The organism is Pseudonocardia sp. DR1-2 (assembly GCF_023717215.1).
GTDB lineage: Bacteria > Actinomycetota > Actinomycetes > Mycobacteriales > Pseudonocardiaceae > Pseudonocardia > Pseudonocardia alni.
This window is the reverse complement of sequence record NZ_JAMQOF010000004.1, coordinates 525248-542304: the sequence shown is the minus strand read 5'-3', so window position 1 is coordinate 542304 and position 17057 is coordinate 525248. Positions and strand designations below refer to the sequence as shown.

The 17057-nt window shown below is 75.7% G+C and carries 16 protein-coding genes; 11 read left to right on the top strand and 5 right to left on the bottom strand.

Annotated features, from left to right (window positions below; translation table 11 throughout):
* Positions 1-29: 29 nt before the first annotated feature.
* Entirely contained in the window at positions 30-1808 is a 1779-nt protein-coding gene (locus ND486_RS14835; RefSeq protein ID WP_226365949.1) for a proline--tRNA ligase, read from the top strand.
* Between the two features lie 103 nt (positions 1809-1911).
* On the opposite strand, the gene ND486_RS14830 is transcribed toward ND486_RS14835, so the two are convergent.
* Positions 1912-2691, bottom strand: coding sequence for a hypothetical protein (locus tag ND486_RS14830; RefSeq protein ID WP_251784801.1), 780 nt, complete (start codon positions 2689-2691; stop codon positions 1912-1914).
* 95 nt (positions 2692-2786) lie between these two features.
* Positions 2787-3197, bottom strand: a complete 411-nt coding sequence (locus tag ND486_RS14825; RefSeq protein WP_208826695.1) for a secondary thiamine-phosphate synthase enzyme YjbQ — start codon at positions 3195-3197, stop codon at positions 2787-2789.
* A gap of 37 nt (positions 3198-3234) precedes the next feature.
* Here ND486_RS14825 and ND486_RS14820 point away from each other — a divergent pair, with 37 nt between their 5' ends.
* Entirely contained in the window at positions 3235-4302 is a 1068-nt protein-coding gene (locus ND486_RS14820; RefSeq protein WP_251784800.1) for an aminotransferase class V-fold PLP-dependent enzyme, read from the top strand.
* Positions 4303-4315: 13 nt separating this feature from the next.
* Here the strand turns inward: ND486_RS14820 and ND486_RS14815 are convergent, their stop codons facing one another.
* On the bottom strand, positions 4316-4798 hold the full coding sequence (locus ND486_RS14815) for a ferritin-like domain-containing protein (protein WP_062401114.1): 483 nt from the start codon (positions 4796-4798) through the stop codon (positions 4316-4318).
* The gene (locus ND486_RS14810) at positions 4795-5340 is read right to left on the bottom strand and encodes a hypothetical protein (protein ID WP_224403177.1); all 546 of its coding nucleotides are present in this window, start codon (positions 5338-5340) and stop codon (positions 4795-4797) included. The genes ND486_RS14815 and ND486_RS14810 overlap by 4 nt, the downstream gene beginning before the upstream one ends.
* A 322-nt stretch (positions 5341-5662) precedes the next feature.
* Between ND486_RS14810 and rimP the strand changes: the two genes are divergently transcribed.
* From rimP to ND486_RS14765, 9 genes are all read left to right on the top strand, one after another.
* A complete protein-coding gene (rimP, locus tag ND486_RS14805) occupies positions 5663-6283 on the top strand; it encodes a ribosome maturation factor RimP (RefSeq protein ID WP_062401120.1) in 621 nt (206 codons plus the stop codon).
* The gene (gene nusA, locus ND486_RS14800; protein ID WP_226365945.1) at positions 6280-7323 is read left to right on the top strand and encodes a transcription termination factor NusA; all 1044 of its coding nucleotides are present in this window, start codon (positions 6280-6282) and stop codon (positions 7321-7323) included. The genes rimP and nusA overlap by 4 nt, the downstream gene beginning before the upstream one ends.
* 35 nt (positions 7324-7358) lie before the next feature.
* Entirely contained in the window at positions 7359-7745 is a 387-nt protein-coding gene (locus tag ND486_RS14795) for a YlxR family protein (protein WP_083474617.1), read from the top strand.
* Between the two features lie 97 nt (positions 7746-7842).
* The gene (infB, locus tag ND486_RS14790; protein ID WP_251784799.1) at positions 7843-10860 is read left to right on the top strand and encodes a translation initiation factor IF-2; all 3018 of its coding nucleotides are present in this window, start codon (positions 7843-7845) and stop codon (positions 10858-10860) included.
* Positions 10861-10929: 69 nt separating this feature from the next.
* Positions 10930-11223 carry a DUF503 domain-containing protein gene (locus ND486_RS14785; RefSeq protein ID WP_062401124.1) on the top strand — a complete coding sequence of 98 codons (294 nt, stop codon included), beginning with the start codon at positions 10930-10932 and terminating at the stop codon, positions 11221-11223.
* Positions 11224-11436: 213 nt separating this feature from the next.
* On the top strand, positions 11437-11883 hold the full coding sequence (gene rbfA, locus ND486_RS14780) for a 30S ribosome-binding factor RbfA (protein WP_062401126.1): 447 nt from the start codon (positions 11437-11439) through the stop codon (positions 11881-11883).
* Positions 11880-12878, top strand: a complete 999-nt coding sequence (locus ND486_RS14775) for a bifunctional oligoribonuclease/PAP phosphatase NrnA (protein WP_251784798.1) — start codon at positions 11880-11882, stop codon at positions 12876-12878. Before rbfA ends, ND486_RS14775 begins: the two co-directional genes overlap by 4 nt.
* Before the next feature lie 129 nt (positions 12879-13007).
* Positions 13008-13649, top strand: a complete 642-nt coding sequence (locus ND486_RS14770) for a class I SAM-dependent methyltransferase (protein WP_374231413.1) — start codon at positions 13008-13010, stop codon at positions 13647-13649.
* Complete coding sequence (locus ND486_RS14765) at positions 13646-15085, top strand: MATE family efflux transporter (protein ID WP_251784797.1); 1440 nt, start codon at positions 13646-13648, stop codon at positions 15083-15085. The genes ND486_RS14770 and ND486_RS14765 overlap by 4 nt, the downstream gene beginning before the upstream one ends.
* A gap of 159 nt (positions 15086-15244) precedes the next feature.
* Here ND486_RS14765 and ND486_RS14760 read toward each other — a convergent pair whose 3' ends face one another.
* Positions 15245-17023, bottom strand: a complete 1779-nt coding sequence (locus tag ND486_RS14760; protein WP_251784796.1) for an ATP-binding protein — start codon at positions 17021-17023, stop codon at positions 15245-15247.
* Between the last annotated feature and the right edge of the window lie 34 nt (positions 17024-17057).

The window sequence follows — 17057 nt, the reverse complement described above, 5'->3', positions numbered from 1 at the left end:
CTCCGGGGTCCCTCGCTACCCTTCTGCAGGTGTTGACCCGGATGTCGTCGCTGTTCCTGCGCACCCTGCGTGAGGACCCGGCCGACGCGGAGGTACCCAGCCACAAGCTGCTGGTCCGCGCCGGTTACGTCCGTCGCGTGGCCCCGGGCGTGTACTCCTGGCTCCCGCTCGGTCTCAAGGTGCTCCGCCGCATCGAGAACGTGGTGCGCGAGGAGATGGACGCCATGGGCGGCCAGGAGATCCAGTTCCCGGCGCTGCTGCCGCGCGAGCCCTACGAGGCGACGAACCGGTGGACCGAGTACGGCCCGAACCTGTTCCGCCTGAAGGACCGCAAGGGCGGTGACTACCTGCTCGGCCCGACCCACGAGGAGCTGTTCACCCTCGCGGTCAAGGGCGAGTACTCGTCGTACAAGGACTACCCGGTCATCCTGTACCAGATCCAGAACAAGTACCGCGACGAGGAGCGGCCCCGCGCGGGCATCCTGCGCGGCCGCGAGTTCCTCATGAAGGACTCCTACTCCTTCGACCTCACCGACGAGGGCCTGTCGGAGTCCTACCGCAAGCACCGCGACGCCTACGTGAAGATCTTCGACCGGCTCGGGCTGCGCTACGTGATCGTGTCCGCGACCTCGGGTGCGATGGGCGGGTCGGCGTCGGAGGAGTTCCTCGCCGAGTCCGAGACCGGTGAGGACACCTTCGTCCGCGGTCCCGGCGGCTACGCGGCCAACGTCGAGGCCGTCACGACGCCCGCGCCCCCGGCGATCCCGCTCGACGGGCTGCCCGCGGCGCAGGTGCACCACACCCCGGACACCCCGACCATCGAGTCGCTGGTCGACTTCCTCAACGCGCACCGCGAGAGCAGCGTCAGCGGAACGAGCCTCGGCGCCGAGCGGACCTTCACCGCGGCCGACACGCTGAAGAACGTGCTGGTCAAGACGCGGCAGCCGGGCGCGGCCGAGTGGGAGCTGCTGGGGATCGGCGTCCCGGGCGACCGCGAGGTCGACATGAAGCGCCTCGAGGCCGCGCTGGAGCCGGCCCAGGTCGAGCTCCTCGACGAGGCCGACTTCGCGCGCAACGCGTTCCTCGTGAAGGGCTACATCGGCCCGGGCGCGCTCGCCGCGAACGGCGTCCGCTACCTCGTCGACCCGCGGATCGTCACCGGCACCGCCTGGGTCACCGGTGCGGACAAGTCCGACCACCACGTCGTCGACCTCGTCGCGGGCCGCGACTTCACCCCGGACGGCACGATCGAGGCCGCCGAGGTGCGCGCGGGGGACCCGTCCCCGGACGGCACCGGCGTGCTGGAGGCCGCCCGCGGCATCGAGATCGGGCACATCTTCCAGCTCGGCCGCAAGTACGCCGACGCCTTCTCCCTCGACGCGCTGGGCCCGGACTCCAAGCCGGTCCGGATCACGATGGGCTCCTACGGCATCGGCGTGTCCCGGCTGGTCGCCGCGGTCGCCGAGCAGTCCCACGACGGCTCGGGCCTCGTGTGGCCGCGCTCGGTCTCGCCGTTCGACGTGCACGTCGTCGTCGCGGGCAAGTCCGCGGAGCTGCTGGAGGGCGGCGAAGCCGTCGCCGCCGAGCTGGAGGCCCACGGCCTGTCGGTCGTCCTCGACGACCGCAAGGCCAGCCCCGGCGTGAAGTTCGCCGACGCCGAGCTGATCGGGGTCCCGACGATCGTCGTCGTCGGGCGGGGGCTCGCCGACGGGAAGCTGGAGCTCAAGGACCGCGCCACCGGCGAGCGGAGCGAGATCGACCGCGCCGGTGCCGCCGAGCTGGTCGCGGGGATCGTCCGCGGGGCCTGAGCGGCACCGCCACCCCGCGCCGGCGCCACCCCGCGTCCGCACGAACGGGCCCTTCGTACGAACCTGTCGTACGAAGGGCCCGTTCGTGCGAACCAGGCGGGGGTCAGCCGGGGCGGACCGCCGAGGCGGCGAGGTCGGTGAGGGCCGAGCGGGGGACCGCGTCGCCCGGGCCGCCGCCCGCGTCCGCGGCGACGACCAGCATCGCGACGCCGACCGACCCGTCCCGGGCCTGGGTGCGGGGGACCGCCAGCACCCCGACCGCGCCGTCGGTGGCGCGGCACCCGCCGGCCCCCGACGCGGTGCCGTCGGTGCGGACCGTGGCCTCGACCCACGTCCCCGGCTCACCGCTGCCCGGGCGCGGTCCGGGCGGCCCGACCGCCACCTGCGGTGCGGAGCCGGCGTAGGCCGACTCCCCGGCGCCGCGGGCGAACGCCTGCGCGGCCTGCTCGACCGTCGTCCCGGCCGGGACGGCGACGAGTGCGGCCGCGGCGACACCGCGCGGCGCGGCGCCGACGGGGCAGTCGCCCGCGGCGAACGGCGGCGCCTCGGCGAGCCGGGCGAACGGCACCCCGAACACGTCCAGGGCGGGCGCGCCGGCGGTCGGGGCCGTCCATCCGGGCGGGGGCGTGACGGCGAACGCGGCGGGCTCCGCGGCCGGGGCGGGTGCGGGGGCGGCCGGTCCGGCCGATCCGGCCGGGGTGGCGGTGGTGGAGTCCGGGCGGATGCCGCCGAGCCCGGCCACCGCGCCGGCCACGACCAGCACGGCGACGGCGGCGGCCAGCGCGGGACGCAGCCGTCGCCCGGAACCGGGGGAGGGGGCGCCCGGACGCGACGGTGTCGCGGGAGCCGGGCGGTCGGTCGTCGTCGTCCGGCCGGAGGTCACCGGCGCAGCGTACGGCGGTGTCGTGCGACCCCGGTGCGGTGTTCCGTCGGGCGGGCGGCCGTGGTCGCCCGGCGGTCCGGGGCGTGCGGCGGGGCTCAGCCCGGCAGCAGCGTCAGCCGTACCGACCGCGTCGGGTTGTCGATGTTGGTGTCGACCAGGCAGATCGACTGCCAGGTCCCCAGCGCCGGACGGCCGTCGATCACCGGCACCGTCGTCGACGGCGGCACGAACGCGGGCAGTACGTGGTCGCGCCCGTGCCCGGAGCTGCCGTGCCGGTGCCGCCACCGGTCGTCGGCGGGGAGCAGCTCGCGCAGATGCTCGAGCAGGTCGGAGTCGCTGCCCGCGCCGGTCTCGATGACGGCGATGCCTGCCGTCGCGTGCGGCACGAAGACGTTGAGCAGGCCGTCACCGGCACCGCAGTCGGACAGGAAGCGTTCGATCCGGTGCGTCAGGTCCACGACGGTCTCCTCGGAACCGGTCCGGATCTCGATCAGCTCGCTGTGCACGCCGGAGACACTAGGACGCTCACTACGCTCGGGCAGCGTGGACGACACCGTCACCTTCGCCGGGTGGGAACTGCCACACCGGCCCGGCTACCTGAACACCGCGAGCATCGGCATCCCGCCGCTGCGGGCGTCGGCGGTGGTCGCCGACGTCGTGGCGCGCTGGGCGGTCGGCGCGGCCTCGCCGAAGGACTTCGACGACGACGTCGAGGCGGCCCGCGCGGGGTTCGCCGCGATCACCGGGGTGCCGGTCGCCGACGTCGCGCAGGGCGCCACGACCTCCGGCCTGATCGGTCCGCTCGCCGCGTCGGTGCCCGACGGCACCCGCGTGCTCGTCGCCCGCGGCGAGTTCTCCTCGGTGACCCGGCCGTTCGCGGTGCAGGCCCATCGCGGGGTCCGGGTGACCGAGGTGCCGCTCCCGAAGCTGGCGGCCCACGCCGCCGACCACGACCTCGTCGCGGTGTCGGTGGTGCAGTCCGCCGACGGCGCGATCGCCGACGTCGACGCGCTGCTCGCCGCCCGCGCCCGCAGCGGGGTGCGGCTGCTGTTCGACGTCACCCAGGCCGCCGGGTGGCTCCCGCTGCGTCTGCACGACGCCGACGCCGTCGTCGGGGCCGGGTACAAGTGGCTGCTCGCGCCGCGCGGCACCGCCTGGCTGGCCCGGCGTCCGTCGTGGGTGGACGGGCCGCCCGCCGGGGCGTGCTGGCCGGAGCCCGTCCCGCACTCCGCGGGCTGGTACGGCACCCGGGACCGCTGGGGCGGCGGGCTCTACACCCCGGACCCGCCCGCGCGGCCCGGACCGGCAGGCGGCGAGGAGGCCCCCGTCTGGTTCGCCCACGCCGGCGCCGCGGTGACACTGCCCTGGCTGGCCTCGCTCGACGCCGACGGCCTGCGCGCGCACTGCGTCGGTCTCGCCGACACCCTGCGCGAACGGCTCGGGATGCCGCCCGCCGGGTCGGCCATCGTGTCGGTGCGCGCCGAGGGGGCCGCCGACCGGCTGGCCGCGGCCGGGATCACCGCGGCCGTGCGCGACGGGGCCGCCCGGCTGGCGTTCCACCTGTCGACCACCCCCGACGACGTCGAGGCGGCCGCCGCGGCGCTCCGCTGAGCGCCGCGACCCCTCAGCTGCGGCCGGGGAACACCGGCACGACGGGGGACCGCTCGGTGACCCCGCGCCAGTACGCGAGCCGGCCGGTGCACTCGACCATCGCCTTCAGCCCGGCCTCGCGCAGCGGGACCGACGACGACCGCTCGGTCACCGACCGCCAGGCGGCGATCGCGTCGGTCTCGGCCGACACCAGCAGCGCCCCGGCCGACACCCCGTCGACGACGGGCTGCGGGGCCGCGTACGCCGGCTGCGCCGAGACCGGCCGCTGCCCGATGTCGGACAGGGTCTGGGTGATCTGGCCGCGCAGGGTGGTGTGGGCCTCGATGTCGCCGCGGGCCCGGGTCGCCCACTCCGGCGGGATGAACGCGAGCGCCATCTTGTACGCCCACAGCGCCGCGTGCTCGCAGGCGAGTGCCCGCTGCAGCGCCTCGACGGTGACCTGGGGGACCTGCGGCTCGTCGTCGGAGGACTGCCGCGGCCGAGGACCCGCGCTCACGCCGGCGCTCCGGTCAGGACCGCCGCGTAGGTGGCGCAGCAGGCGGCGACCTCCGCGACCAGACCCACCTGCAGCGCCGAGGCGCGGGGGACGACCTCGCCCGCGCTGCGGGCCGACCCGGCGACCGCGTCGCGCACCGCGGCGAGGTCCCCCGACGGCGGTGTCGCGGGGGCGGCGATCTGGCCGGGAGTGCGCCCGCCCGCCTGGTCCAGCGCGGCGGCGTGCTCCATCCGGGCCGCGCGCAGCGGCTCCAGCCGGCCCGCGAGCGACGGGTCGCCGGTCACCGCGGCGACGATCAGCGCGGCGTCGGACCGGGCCGCGTCGGCGAGCGCGAGCAGGGCGTCGGAGGCGTCCTCGGTGCGCGTCGTCGCGCTCGAGCAGCCCGCCAGCGGCACCGTCGCGGCCACCGCGGCCGCGGTGGCCAGCACCTGACGCCGCGTCGGGCGGACACCGCCGCGGCGGGTCACCGGCGACGGGGCCACCGACGGCGGCGGCCCGGCCGGGGACACCCGGGGCGACACGGATGGCTCGCGGTCGTTCACGTCGGGTCATGCTGCCAGCACGTGCCGGGCCGCCCGGCACCGACCGTGCCCGCCCGGGCCGCGGACGACCGCCCACCGACGGGCCACCGACCGGCGGCCCGCCGGGCCGACGCGCTAGGCTCGTCGGCCGTCCCCACCGTCACCGGCACCGTCCGGTCCCGGCCGGACGCGTCGCGGTGTGCGGCGCCGACGTCGCATGCCGTCCGCACGCGTCCGACGTGCCCGCCCACCGGCGGTCACGGCACCACGATCGACGCCCACCCGAAGCCCCGCCGACCGGTCGCCACCACGGCGGGCACCCTGACACGAGGAGAGTCACCCGATGCGCAGTCCGGACCCCGCACAGCTGGCAGACCAGCTGCGCGGCGTGCTCGAGCCGGTGGTCCACGGGGCCGGGCTGGAGATCGACGCCGTGGAGGTCCGCACCGCCGGGCGACGGCACTCGGTCAAGCTCGTCGTCGACCTGCCCGAGTCCTCGCCCGCGACCGGCATCGACCTCGACGTCATCGCCCGGCTCAGCCGCTCCGCGGCCGCCGAGCTGGACCCGCACGAGCACCTCATCGAGGGCTCGTACACGCTCGAGGTGACCTCGCCCGGGATCGACCGGCCGCTCACCGAGCCCCGGCACTGGCGGCGGGCCTACCTGCGCCTGGCGCGGATCACCCTGACCGACGGCACCGTCGTCGAGGCCCGGGTCGGCCGGCTCGACGGCGACACGGTCGCCGTCGCGGTCCCCGGCCGGAAGGCGCCGGAACGGCGGGAGATCCCGCTCGCCGGGATCCGGCACGCCCAGGTGCAGGTCGAGTTCAAGCCCGCACCGCCCGCCGAGACCGCACTGCTCGACCCGGACGCGCTGTCCGGCAGCACCGACGGGGCCGACGGGGCCCCCACGAACCACGACGGCGGCGCCGTCGAGACCGTCCGCGACGAGGAGAACCGGTGAACGTCGACATCCCCGCGCTGCGCGCGATCGAGCGGGACAAGGAGATCCCGTTCGAGACGGTCCTCTCGGCCATCGAGACGGCGCTGCTCACCGCCTACCGGCACACCGACGGCCACCACCCGGACGCCCGCGTCGACATCGACCGCAAGACCGGTGTGGTGCGGGTCATGGTCCGCGACGCGGCCGACGCCTCCGAGGACGGCACCCCCGGCCCGGAGTTCGACGACACCCCGGAGGGCTTCGGCCGCATCGCGGCGACCACCGCCCGCCAGGTCATCCTGCAGCGGCTGCGCGACGCCGAGCACGAACGCACCTACGGCGAGTTCTCCACCAAGGAGGGCGAGGTCGTCGCGGGCATCGTGCAGCGCGACGCGCGCGCCAACGCCCGCGGCGTCGTCGTGGTCGAGCTCTCCGGCGGCACCGAGGCCGTGCTGCCCGCCGCCGAGCAGGTGCCGGGTGAGGTCTACCGGCACGGCGACCGGATCCGCTGCTTCGTCATCGGCGTGAACCGCGGCCCGCGGGGCACCTCGATCACGCTCTCGCGGACCCACCCGAACCTGGTGCGGAAGCTGTTCGCCCTCGAGGTGCCCGAGCTCGTCGACGGCTCCGTCGAGATCGTCTCGGTGGCCCGTGAGGCCGGGTTCCGTTCCAAGATCGCGGTGCGCTCGACCCGCTCCGGGCTCAACGCCAAGGGCGCCTGCATCGGCCCGATGGGCGCCCGGGTGCGCGGTGTGATGGGCGAGCTGGCCGGCGAGAAGATCGACATCATCGACTGGTCCGAGGACCCGGCCGAGTTCGTCGGCAACGCGCTCTCGCCGTCGAAGGTGGTCTCGGTGACCGTGCTCGACGAGCGCGCCCGCATCGCCCGCGTCGTCGTGCCGGACTTCCAGCTGTCGCTGGCGATCGGCAAGGAGGGGCAGAACGCCCGTCTCGCCGCCCGGCTCACCGGCTGGAAGATCGACATCCGCAGCGACGCCGACCCGCGCGACCCGGTCACCCCCGACGGTGGGCCGGCCGACCCCGCCGGGGAGCCGTCCTGACCGACGGAGATCAACAGCAGGGGTCGGGCGAGGGAATGCCCGACGATCGCCCTGCGCTACACTCGTCATCGGCCCGCGGTCGCGGACCGTCGCCCACGCACACCCGGTCGGTTCCGATCCGGACCTGTGTGGGGTGCCGGACCCGGGAACGGGCCGACGTACTGTTGCGGGTGGTCGTGGAGAACGGACGTTGCATTCCGGATCCGCGCCGCCGTCTCCCCGGACGGGGTGCCTGGTTGCACCTCTCGACGGGGTGCCTGGACAGGGCCGAGCGACGCTCGGCGTTCGCCCGGGCGTTACGCGTCCGCTCGGCACCGGACGTCACCGCCGTCAGGCGGTGGCTGCAGGAGCCGCGCGACCCGCTGGGGCCCGGGAACCTCTCGGACCCGTCATCGGAAGAAAGCAAGGTCGACCAGTCATGAGCCAGCAGTGAAGATCGCACCATGAACGTGCTTCGACACTAGGTTCGAGGTCGAGCGGGATGCTGCCGCCCGGCCTCCGGTCAGGATGAGGAGAGCAGTGGCAGGCAAGGCCCGCGTGCACGAGCTCGCGAAAGAGCTCGGAATCAGCAGTAAGCAGGTCCTCAGCAAGCTGCAGGACCTGGGGGAGTACGTGAAGTCCCCCTCCTCCACCGTGGAGGCCCCGGTCGCGCGCAAGCTGCGCGACGCGATGGCCTCCGGTGGGGGCGCCGCCGGCGGTCAGCGCCGCGGTTCCGGCGCGCCCGGTGGCGGTCGTCCGCGCGCCGGTGGCTCCGGCGCCCCGTCGCCGTCGCGCCCGACCCCGGGTCCGGCCCCCAAGCCCGGCCCGCGTCCGGGTCCGCCGGCCCCCGCGGCACCCACCCCGGGTGCCCCGTCGCCGGCGCAGCCGGCGGCGCGCACCGACGTCCCGAAGCCGGGACCGGCCGCGCCCAAGCCCGGCCCGCAGGCCCCGGCGGCTCCGGCCGTCGAGACCCCCGCCGCGGCCGCCGAGGCCCCGGCCGCGCCGCGGCCCGGGTCCGCCGCGCCGAAGCCCGGTCCGGCGGCCCCGAAGCCGGGTCCGGCCGCGCCGAAGCCCGCCCCCGCGCCCCGTCCGGGCCAGGGACAGGGTGGTCAGGGCGGTGGCGCCCCGCGTCCCGCCGGCCAGCCCGGTGAGCGTGGCGCCCGTCCGGGCCCGCGCCAGCCGCGCGTCGGCAACAACCCGTTCGGCGTCGGCCAGGGTTCGCCCAAGCCGGGCCCGCGTCCCGGCCCGCCGCAGCCCCAGCAGGGCGGTGGCGGCCAGCAGGGCGGCGGCCGTCCCGAGGCTCCGGCCGCGCGTTCCGGTGAGGCCCCGCCGCGTCCGCCCCGTCCGGGCGGCGCTCCGGGATCGGGCGGTCCCCGTCCGAACCCGGGCAACATGCCTCCGCGGCCGAACCCGGGCATGATGCCCGCGCGTCCGGCTGCGGGTCGTCCCGGTGCCGGTGGCCGTGGTGGCCCCGGCGGCGGTCGTGGTGGCCCCGGCGGTGGCCGTGGTGGCCCCGGTGGCGGTCGTCCCGGTGGCGGTGGCGGCGGTTTCCGTCCCGGTGGCGGCGGTCCCGGTGGTCCGCCCCCGGCCGGTGGTTTCCGTGGTCGTCCCGGTGGTGGCGGTGCGCGTGGTCGCGGCGGTGCCGCGGGTGCGTTCGGCCGTCCCGGCGGTCCGGCCCGCAAGGGTCGCAAGTCGAAGCGGCAGAAGCGCCAGGAGTACGACGCCATGGCCGCGCCCTCGGTGGGCGGCGTCCGCCTGCCCAAGGGCAACGGCGAGACGATCCGGCTGCCGCGTGGCGCGTCGCTGACCGACTTCGCCGAGAAGATCAACGCCAACCCGGCCTCGCTGGTGCAGGTGTTGTTCCACCTCGGTGAGATGGTCACGGCCACCGCGTCGGTCTCGGACGAGATCCTGGAGCTGCTCGGCCAGGAGATGAACTACCGCGTGCAGGTCGTCTCCCCCGAGGAGGAGGACCGTGCGCTGCTGGAGTCGTTCGACATCGAGTTCGGTGACCCGGGCGACGAGGACGCGCTCGAGGCGCGTCCGCCGGTCGTGACCGTCATGGGTCACGTCGACCACGGTAAGACGCGGCTGCTGGACACGGTCCGCAAGGCGAACGTCCGCGAGGGCGAGGCCGGCGGCATCACCCAGCACATCGGCGCCTACCAGGTCGCGGCCGAGCTCGAGGGCGAGGAGCGGCTCATCACGTTCATCGACACCCCGGGTCACGAGGCGTTCACCGCCATGCGTGCCCGTGGTGCGAAGTCCACCGACATCGCGGTCATCGTGGTGGCGGCGGACGACGGCGTGATGCCGCAGACCGTCGAGTCGATCAACCACGCGCAGGCGGCCGCTCTGCCGATCGTCGTCGCGGTCAACAAGATCGACGTCGAGGGTGCGAACCCGCAGAAGATCCGCCAGCAGCTCACCGAGTACAACCTGGTGGCCGAGGAGTACGGCGGCGACACCATGTTCGTCGACATCTCCGCGAAGCAGGGCACCAACATCGAGGCCCTGCTCGAGGCGATCCTGCTGACCGCCGACGCGGCGCTCGACCTGCGGGCCAACCCCGAGATGGAGGCGCAGGGCGTCACCATCGAGGGTCACCTGGACCGCGGTCGCGGCCCGGTGGCCACGGTGCTGGTCCAGCGCGGAACGCTCCGGGTCGGCGACTCGGTCGTGGCCGGCGACGCCTCCGGGCGCGTCCGGCGCATGGTCGACGAGCACGGCCAGGACGTCACCGAGGCGCTCCCGTCGCGTCCGGTGCAGGTCATCGGTCTGACGTCGGTGCCGGGTGCGGGCGACACGTTCCTCGTCGTGGACGAGGACCGGGTCGCGCGCCAGATCGCCGACCGGCGGCGTGCCCGCGAGCGGAACGCCGAGCTGGCGAGCCGTCGCAAGCGCGTCAGCCTGGAGGACCTGGACGCCGCGCTGAAGGAGACCAACACCCTCAACCTGATCATCAAGGGTGACAACTCGGGCACCGTCGAGGCGCTCGAGGAAGCCCTGATGAAGCTGGACGTGGGTGAGGAGGTCGAGCTGCGGGTCATCCACCGCGGCGTCGGCGGTATCACCGAGGGCGACATCAACCTCGCCATCGCGGACAACGTCATCGTCATGGGCTTCAACGTCCGTGCCGAGGGCAAGGCCACCGAGCTGGCCAACCGCGAGGGCGTCGAGATCCGCTACTACTCGGTGATCTACCAGGCGATCGACGAGATCGAGGCGGCCCTCAAGGGCATGCTCAAGCCGGAGTACGAGGAGGTCGAGCTGGGCCGCGCGGAGGTCCGCGAGGTCTTCAAGTCCTCGAAGTTCGGCACGATCGCCGGTTGCCTGGTGATGAGCGGGGAGATCCGCCGGAACGCCCGGGCGCGCCTGCTGCGCGACTCGAAGGTGATCCACGAGAACCTCCCGATCTCGTCGCTGCGCCGGTTCAAGGACGACGTGGTCGAGGTCCGCGAGGGCTTCGAGTGCGGTCTGACGCTCGGTACCTACGGCGACATCAAGGTCGACGACGTCATCGAGACGTTCGAGATGCGGGAGAAGCCGCGCGACTAGCGGCTGACGAACGCGCTCCGACGGGGCGGCCGGTCACCGGCCGCCCCGTCGGCGTCAGCGGAGGTGTGTGTGTACGTCGGCTCCCTGGAGTGTGACGTGCTGCTCGGCGACGTCCGGTCGCTGAAGCAGAAGCGTTCGGCGGTGCGTCCGCTGCTGGCCGAGCTGCGCCGGTTCGAGGTGGCGGCGGCCGAGGCGGGCCATCTGGACCTGCACCGCCGTGCGCTGATCGGGGTGAGCTGTGTCGCCGCCGACGCGGGGCACGTCCGTGCCCTGCTGGAGCGGTGCGAGCGGCTGGTGGCCGCCCGTCCCGAGCTGGAGCTGCTGTCGGCCCGGACCCGGCTGTTCGGCCCCGACGACGACTGAGTCCCGGCGGTCGGGGGACGACGCGGCGGCACCGAGTCCCGGGGGTCGGGGGACGACGCAGCGGCACCGCGTCCCGGCGGCCGGGGGACGACGCGGCGGCACCAAGTCCCGGCGGTCGGGGGACGAACCGGCAGGACCGAGAATCGAACGCGGCGTGACCCCGCGACCCGTGCCTAGACTCGGGCTCGCACGACCCGCTGGAAGGAGCAGGACATGGTCGACCAGGCCCGCGCGCGCAAGCTCGCGAAGCGGATCTCGCAGATCGTCGCGGAGGCCCTCGAGCACGAGGTGAAGGATCCGCGGCTGGCGATGGTGACGATCACTGACACCCGTGTCACCGGCGACCTGCGCGAGGCGACCGTGTTCTACACGGTCATGGGTGCCTCGCTGGAGGAGGAGCCGGACACCGCGGGGGCCGCCGCCGCGCTGCAGAGCGCGAGCGGGGTGCTCCGCAGCCGGGTGGGGCAGCAGACCGGGGTGCGGCACACGCCGAGCCTCGCGTTCGTGCTGGACGCGGTGCCGGACACGGCCCGCCGGATGGAGGAGCTGCTGGCCCGCACCCGCGCCTCCGACGAGGAGGTGGCCCGGCTGGCCGCCACGGCGTCGCCGGCGGGGGACGCGGACCCGTACAAGGCCCCGCGGGAGACCGACGCCGAGTGACCGGCGGCGCGCACGAGCCCGTCCCGGGTCCCGGTCCGGTCGACCCGGCCGGGGCCGCGGCGGTGCTGCGCCGGGCCCGTGACGTGCTCGTGGTCGGGCACGTCCGGCCCGACGCGGACGCCGCGGGCAGCGCCCTGGCCCTGGCCACGGCGCTGCACCGCGCGGGGACCCCGGTCACCGTGTCGTTCGGCGGGCCGGACCCGGTGCCCGCCGGGCTGGTCGACACCCTCGACCCCGACGGGCTGGTCGTCGCCTCGGTGGACGCGCCGCGCGCGCCGGACCTGCTGGTCTGCTGCGACATCTCGTCGTCCCGCCGGCTGGGGGACCTGGAACCGGTGCTGGACACGTCCGGGTCGTCGCTGGCGGTGGACCACCACGCGTCGTTCGTGGCGTTCACGGACCGGTACCTCGTCGACCCGGGCGCCCCGGCGACGGTGACGCTCGTCCGGGCGGTGCTCGCCGAGCTGGGGGCCCCGCTGGACGCGGTCCTCGCCCGGTCCCTGTTCGCGGGGCTCTACACCGACACCGGTGGTTTCCGGCGGGGTGGTGCGGAGGCGCTCCGGCTGGGCGCCGAACTCGTCGACGCCGGTGTCGAGCCCGCGCCGCTGCTGCGGGACATCGGCGGTCCGGTGCCGTTCGCGTGGCTCGCCGCGCAGGCCACGGTGCTGGCCGGGGCGCACCGGGAGGCGGGCGTCGCGGCGGGGGCCGACCTGGTGTGGGCCGCCGTCGACGTGGCGACGGCGACCCGGTTCCGGGACCGCACGGTCGCCCTGGTCGGGCCGCTGCAGGCCGCGGCCGGGGGCGGGGTGGCGGCGCTGCTGACCGAGACGGCACCGGGGGAGTGGTCGGTGTCGCTGCGCGGCAACGGGTCCCCGGACCTGTCCCGGGTGGCGACGACGCTCGGCGGCGGCGGGCACACCGGTGCCGCCGGGTTCGAGCGCTCCGGTACCCGCGACGGGCTCCTGGAGCTGCTCCGGGCGGAGCTGGCCCGCTGAGCACGTGCCCGGTTGATCGGGTTCATCCGGGGTACATCGCCGCGACACCACGATCGGATGGACCTCGGGGCGGTCCGGTGTCGCGGCACCGGGGCACGTAGCGTGTCCCGCGAGACCAGGAGGTGAGCGGTGCGATCCGAGCCCGCTGCGGCCCGCGGGGGCGACGACAGTCACGGCAACGAGCCCAGCGGGTGGCCGGAGTTCCTCCGGGCCTGGCTGCGCAACCCGGCCCAGGTGGGTGCGGTGTGGCCGAGCTCGCCGCGGCTGTCGGCGAAGCTGGCCCGTATCGCGCCGGGCCACGGCGCGCCGGTCGTCGTGGAGCTGGGGCCGGGCACCGGCGCCGTCACCACGCAGGTCGGCAGGCGGCTCCCGCCGGAGGGCCGGCATCTGGCCGTCGAGCTCGACCCGCGGATGGCCCGCTTCCTGCAGGACCGCCACCCGGGCGTCGAGGTCGTGAACGGTGACGCCCGCAAGCTGGGGTCGCTGCTCGCCGAGCGCGACATCACCTCGGTCGACGCGGTGATCTCCGGGCTGCCCTGGTCGCTGTTCGACCGGGCGATGCAGCAGGAGATCCTCGACCAGGTCGTCGGGGCGGTGGGGGAGACCGGTGCGTTCGCGACGTTCGCCTACTCCCACACCCTGCCGATGCCCTCGGCGCGGCGGTTCAAGGCGGCCCTGCACGACACGTTCGACGAGGTCGTGATGACCCGCACGGTGTGGCGCAACCTGCCGCCCGCGTTCTGCTTCCTCTGCCGTCGTCCCCGTCGGTGACCCGGTCCGCCCCCATCGCGGGCGGGCCCCGTGACATCCTCCGGCTCGCCCTGCCCGCGCTCCCGGTGCTGGCGGCCGAGCCGCTGTTCCTGCTGGTCGACACCGCCGTCGTCGGGCGGCTGGGTGGGCTGCCGCTGGCCTCGCTCGCCGTCGCGGCGGTGCTGTTCGCGCAGGTCACGACCCAGCTGACGTTCCTGTCCTACGGGACGACGGCGCGCGCGGCCCGGTTCTACGGTGCCGGGCGCCGGTCGGCCGCGGTGGCGGAAGGTGTGCAGGCGACCTGGCTGGCGCTGGGCGTCGGGCTGCTGGTTGTCGTGCTCGGACAGCTCGCCGCGGCACCGCTGGCGGGGCTGCTCGCCGGGGACCCGGTGATCGCCGAGGGCGCGGTGTCGTGGCTGCGGATCGCGCTGCTCGGCGCCCCGCTGGTCCTGGTGACGCTGGCCGGCAACGGCTGGATGCGCGGGGTGCAGGACACCCGTCGCCCGATGTGGATCGTGATCGGCGGCAACCTGCTGTCCGCGCTGCTCTGCCCGCTGCTGGTGCACGGTGCGGGGGACTGGGCGGGCTGGGGGCTGGAGGGCTCGGCGGTCGCCAACGTCGCGGGGCAGGCCGTCGCGGCGTCGCTGTTCCTGCGGGCGCTGGTCGTCGAACGACGGCGCGCGCCCGCCGGTGACCCGGTCCGCTTCGCCCCGGACGCCGCGGTGCTGCGTTCGCAGGCGACGATGGGCCGCGACCTGATCGTGCGGTCGCTGGGGTTCCAGGCCTGCTTCCTGTCCGCGACGGCGGTGGCCGCCCGGTTCGGGTCCGAGTCCGTCGCCGCGCACCAGATCGTGCTGCAGCTGTGGGTGTTCCAGTCCCTGGTGCTCGACGCGGTCGCGATCGCGGCGCAGTCGCTGGTCGGGGCCGCCCTGGGTGGCGCGGACGGCCGACACGGTGCGGACGGCGGACACGGTGCGGACGGTGGACACGGTGCGGACGGCGGGCGCGGTGCCGACGGCGACCGTGCGGACACCGGACCGGCGCGGTCGCTCGCCGCCCGGGTCACCCGCTACGGCCTCGTGCTCGGCTGCGGGTTCGGCGTGTTGTTCGCCGCGCTCTACCCCGTCCTGCCGCCGGTGTTCACCCGCGACGCGGCGGTCCTCGCGGCGATCCCCGCGGCGTGGTGGTTCTTCACCGCGCTGCAGCCGATCGCCGGGGTGGTGTTCGCCCTGGACGGCGTACTGCTCGGCGCCGGTGACGCGGCCTTCCTGCGCACCACGACGCTGCTCGCCGCGCTGGGCGGGTTCCTGCCGATGATCTGGCTGTCGCTGCTGTTCGGGTGGGGACTGGCCGGGATCTGGACCGGGCTCGCCGCGTTCATGGTGGTGCGCCTGGTCGCGGTGGGGCTGCGGGCGCGGTCGGGGCGATGGGCGGTCCCGGGGGAGGTCCGGGCCTGACGCGCGTGGCCCGTCGACGGAGCCCGGGCAGCCGAGTGGCACACCGGGCACCCGGTACGGAGGTCCGGAGGTGCACGACGTGCCACCGGGCGGTTCCGGGACGGGGCACCGGGCGACGTCCCGCGCGGCGCGCCCGGGGCCCGGTGGTGGCGGCGGGGTTCAGGCCCGGTCGGTGGCCGGGGTCTCCGCACGGTGGACGGCGGCGTCCGGCCGGTGGAGCGGGGCGCCGGGGTCCTCCGGCGGCACGGTGTCCCCGTCGTCCCCGGAGGGCTCGGCCGGGAGCGGCAGCCGCACGGTGAACACGGCGCCGCTGCCGTCGTCGCGGGCACCGACCGTCACCGACCCGCCGAGGCGGCGGGCGATCCGGTCGACCAGGGCCAGCCCGATGCCGCGGGGGCGGCCACCGGGCGTGGCCCGGGTGCTGAACCCGAAGGTGAACAGCTCGCGGGCGGTGTCCTCGGGCACCCCGGGACCGCTGTCGGCGACCTCCAGCCGCAGCTCGCGGCCGTCGGGGGCGGTGCTCAGCGCGACCGCGACCGACCGCTCCCCGGTGCGCCCGGCGACCACCTCGATCGCGTTGTCGACGAGGTTCCCGGCCAGCGAGACCAGGTCGTCCGCGGCGAACGGCAGCCGCAGGTCCGGCAGGACGTCGGGGTCGCAGGTGTCGGTGACGGTCAGGGTGACGTCCTGCTCGGCGGCCTGCCACGCCTTGTCCCCGAGCAGCGCGGCGAGGACCGGGTCGTAGACCGCGGCGACGACCTGCGCGGCGGGGCCGCGGGTGCGGTCGAGCGCGGCGGTCCCGGCCTTCGCGGCGTCGGCGGTGTCGCCGAGCTCGATCAGGGTCAGGACGGTCTGCATCCGGTTGCCGAACTCGTGGGCCTGGCCGGACAGCGCGGCGACGGTGTCGCGGGCCTCGTCGCGCTCGCGCAGCACCCCGGCCAGCTCGGTGCGGTCGCGCAGGGTGAACACCCGCGTCCCCGGGCCCGCGGCCGGCCCGGCGTGCCTGCTGTTGACCAGCAGCACCCGCTCCCCGGCCAGTGCGGCCCGGTCGCGCAGGTCCGAGCGCAGCCCGCTGGTGAGCACGGCGGCGACGGCGGGGTCCATGCCGAGGCCGGCGAGCGGCCGCCCCGGTACGGCGGGGTCGTCGGGGGAGTCGTGGCCGGGCAGGCCGAGCAGCCGCCGGGCCTCGGAGTTGACGACGACGAGCCGCCCGTCGCCGTCGACGACCAGCAGCCCCTCGCCGACGGCGTGCAGCACCGCCTCGTGGTGGGTGTAGGCGGCGGTGATGTCCTCGGGCTCCAGCCCCAGGGTCTGGCGGCGCAGCCGCCGGGCCAGCAGCACCGCCAGCCCCGAGCCGACGAGCACCGCCACCGCGGCGGCCGCGACGATCCCGGGCAGCGAGCGCAGCGCGAGGTCGCTGATCCGGGTCTGCAGCACGCCGACGGAGATGACCGCGGCGATCCGGCCGTCGACAAGGACCGGCGTGACGGTGCGGACCGAGGGCCCGAGGGTGCCGGTGTAGACCTCGGTCGAGGTCCGCCCGGCCAGCGCCGGGACGATGTTGCCCTGGTAGGGCAGCCCGATCTCGCCGGGGTTGTAGTGGCTGTAGCGGATGCCCTGCGGGGACATCACGACGATGAAGCTGGTGCTGGTGGCCCGCCGGACACGTTCCGCGACGGGCTGCAGCCGGGCGGAGAGGGTGGCGACGTCGCCGCCGTCGCGGACGGCCGCGACGACCTCGGGGTCCGAGGCGAGCGCCAGCGCGATCCCGGTGGTGAGCCGGCCCGCGGCGTCGTGCTCCAGCCGGATCGCGCCGTACCCGCCGAGCGCGGCGAGCCCGCCGACGGTGAGCAGCACCGTGACGACCTGCAGCAGGAACAGCCGCCGCACCAGCCGCGAGCGGCGCAGCGGCGGGGAGGAACGGAGCGGCCGGCGCACCGGTCCAGACTGCCACCCGTGGGGCGGGAGCGGG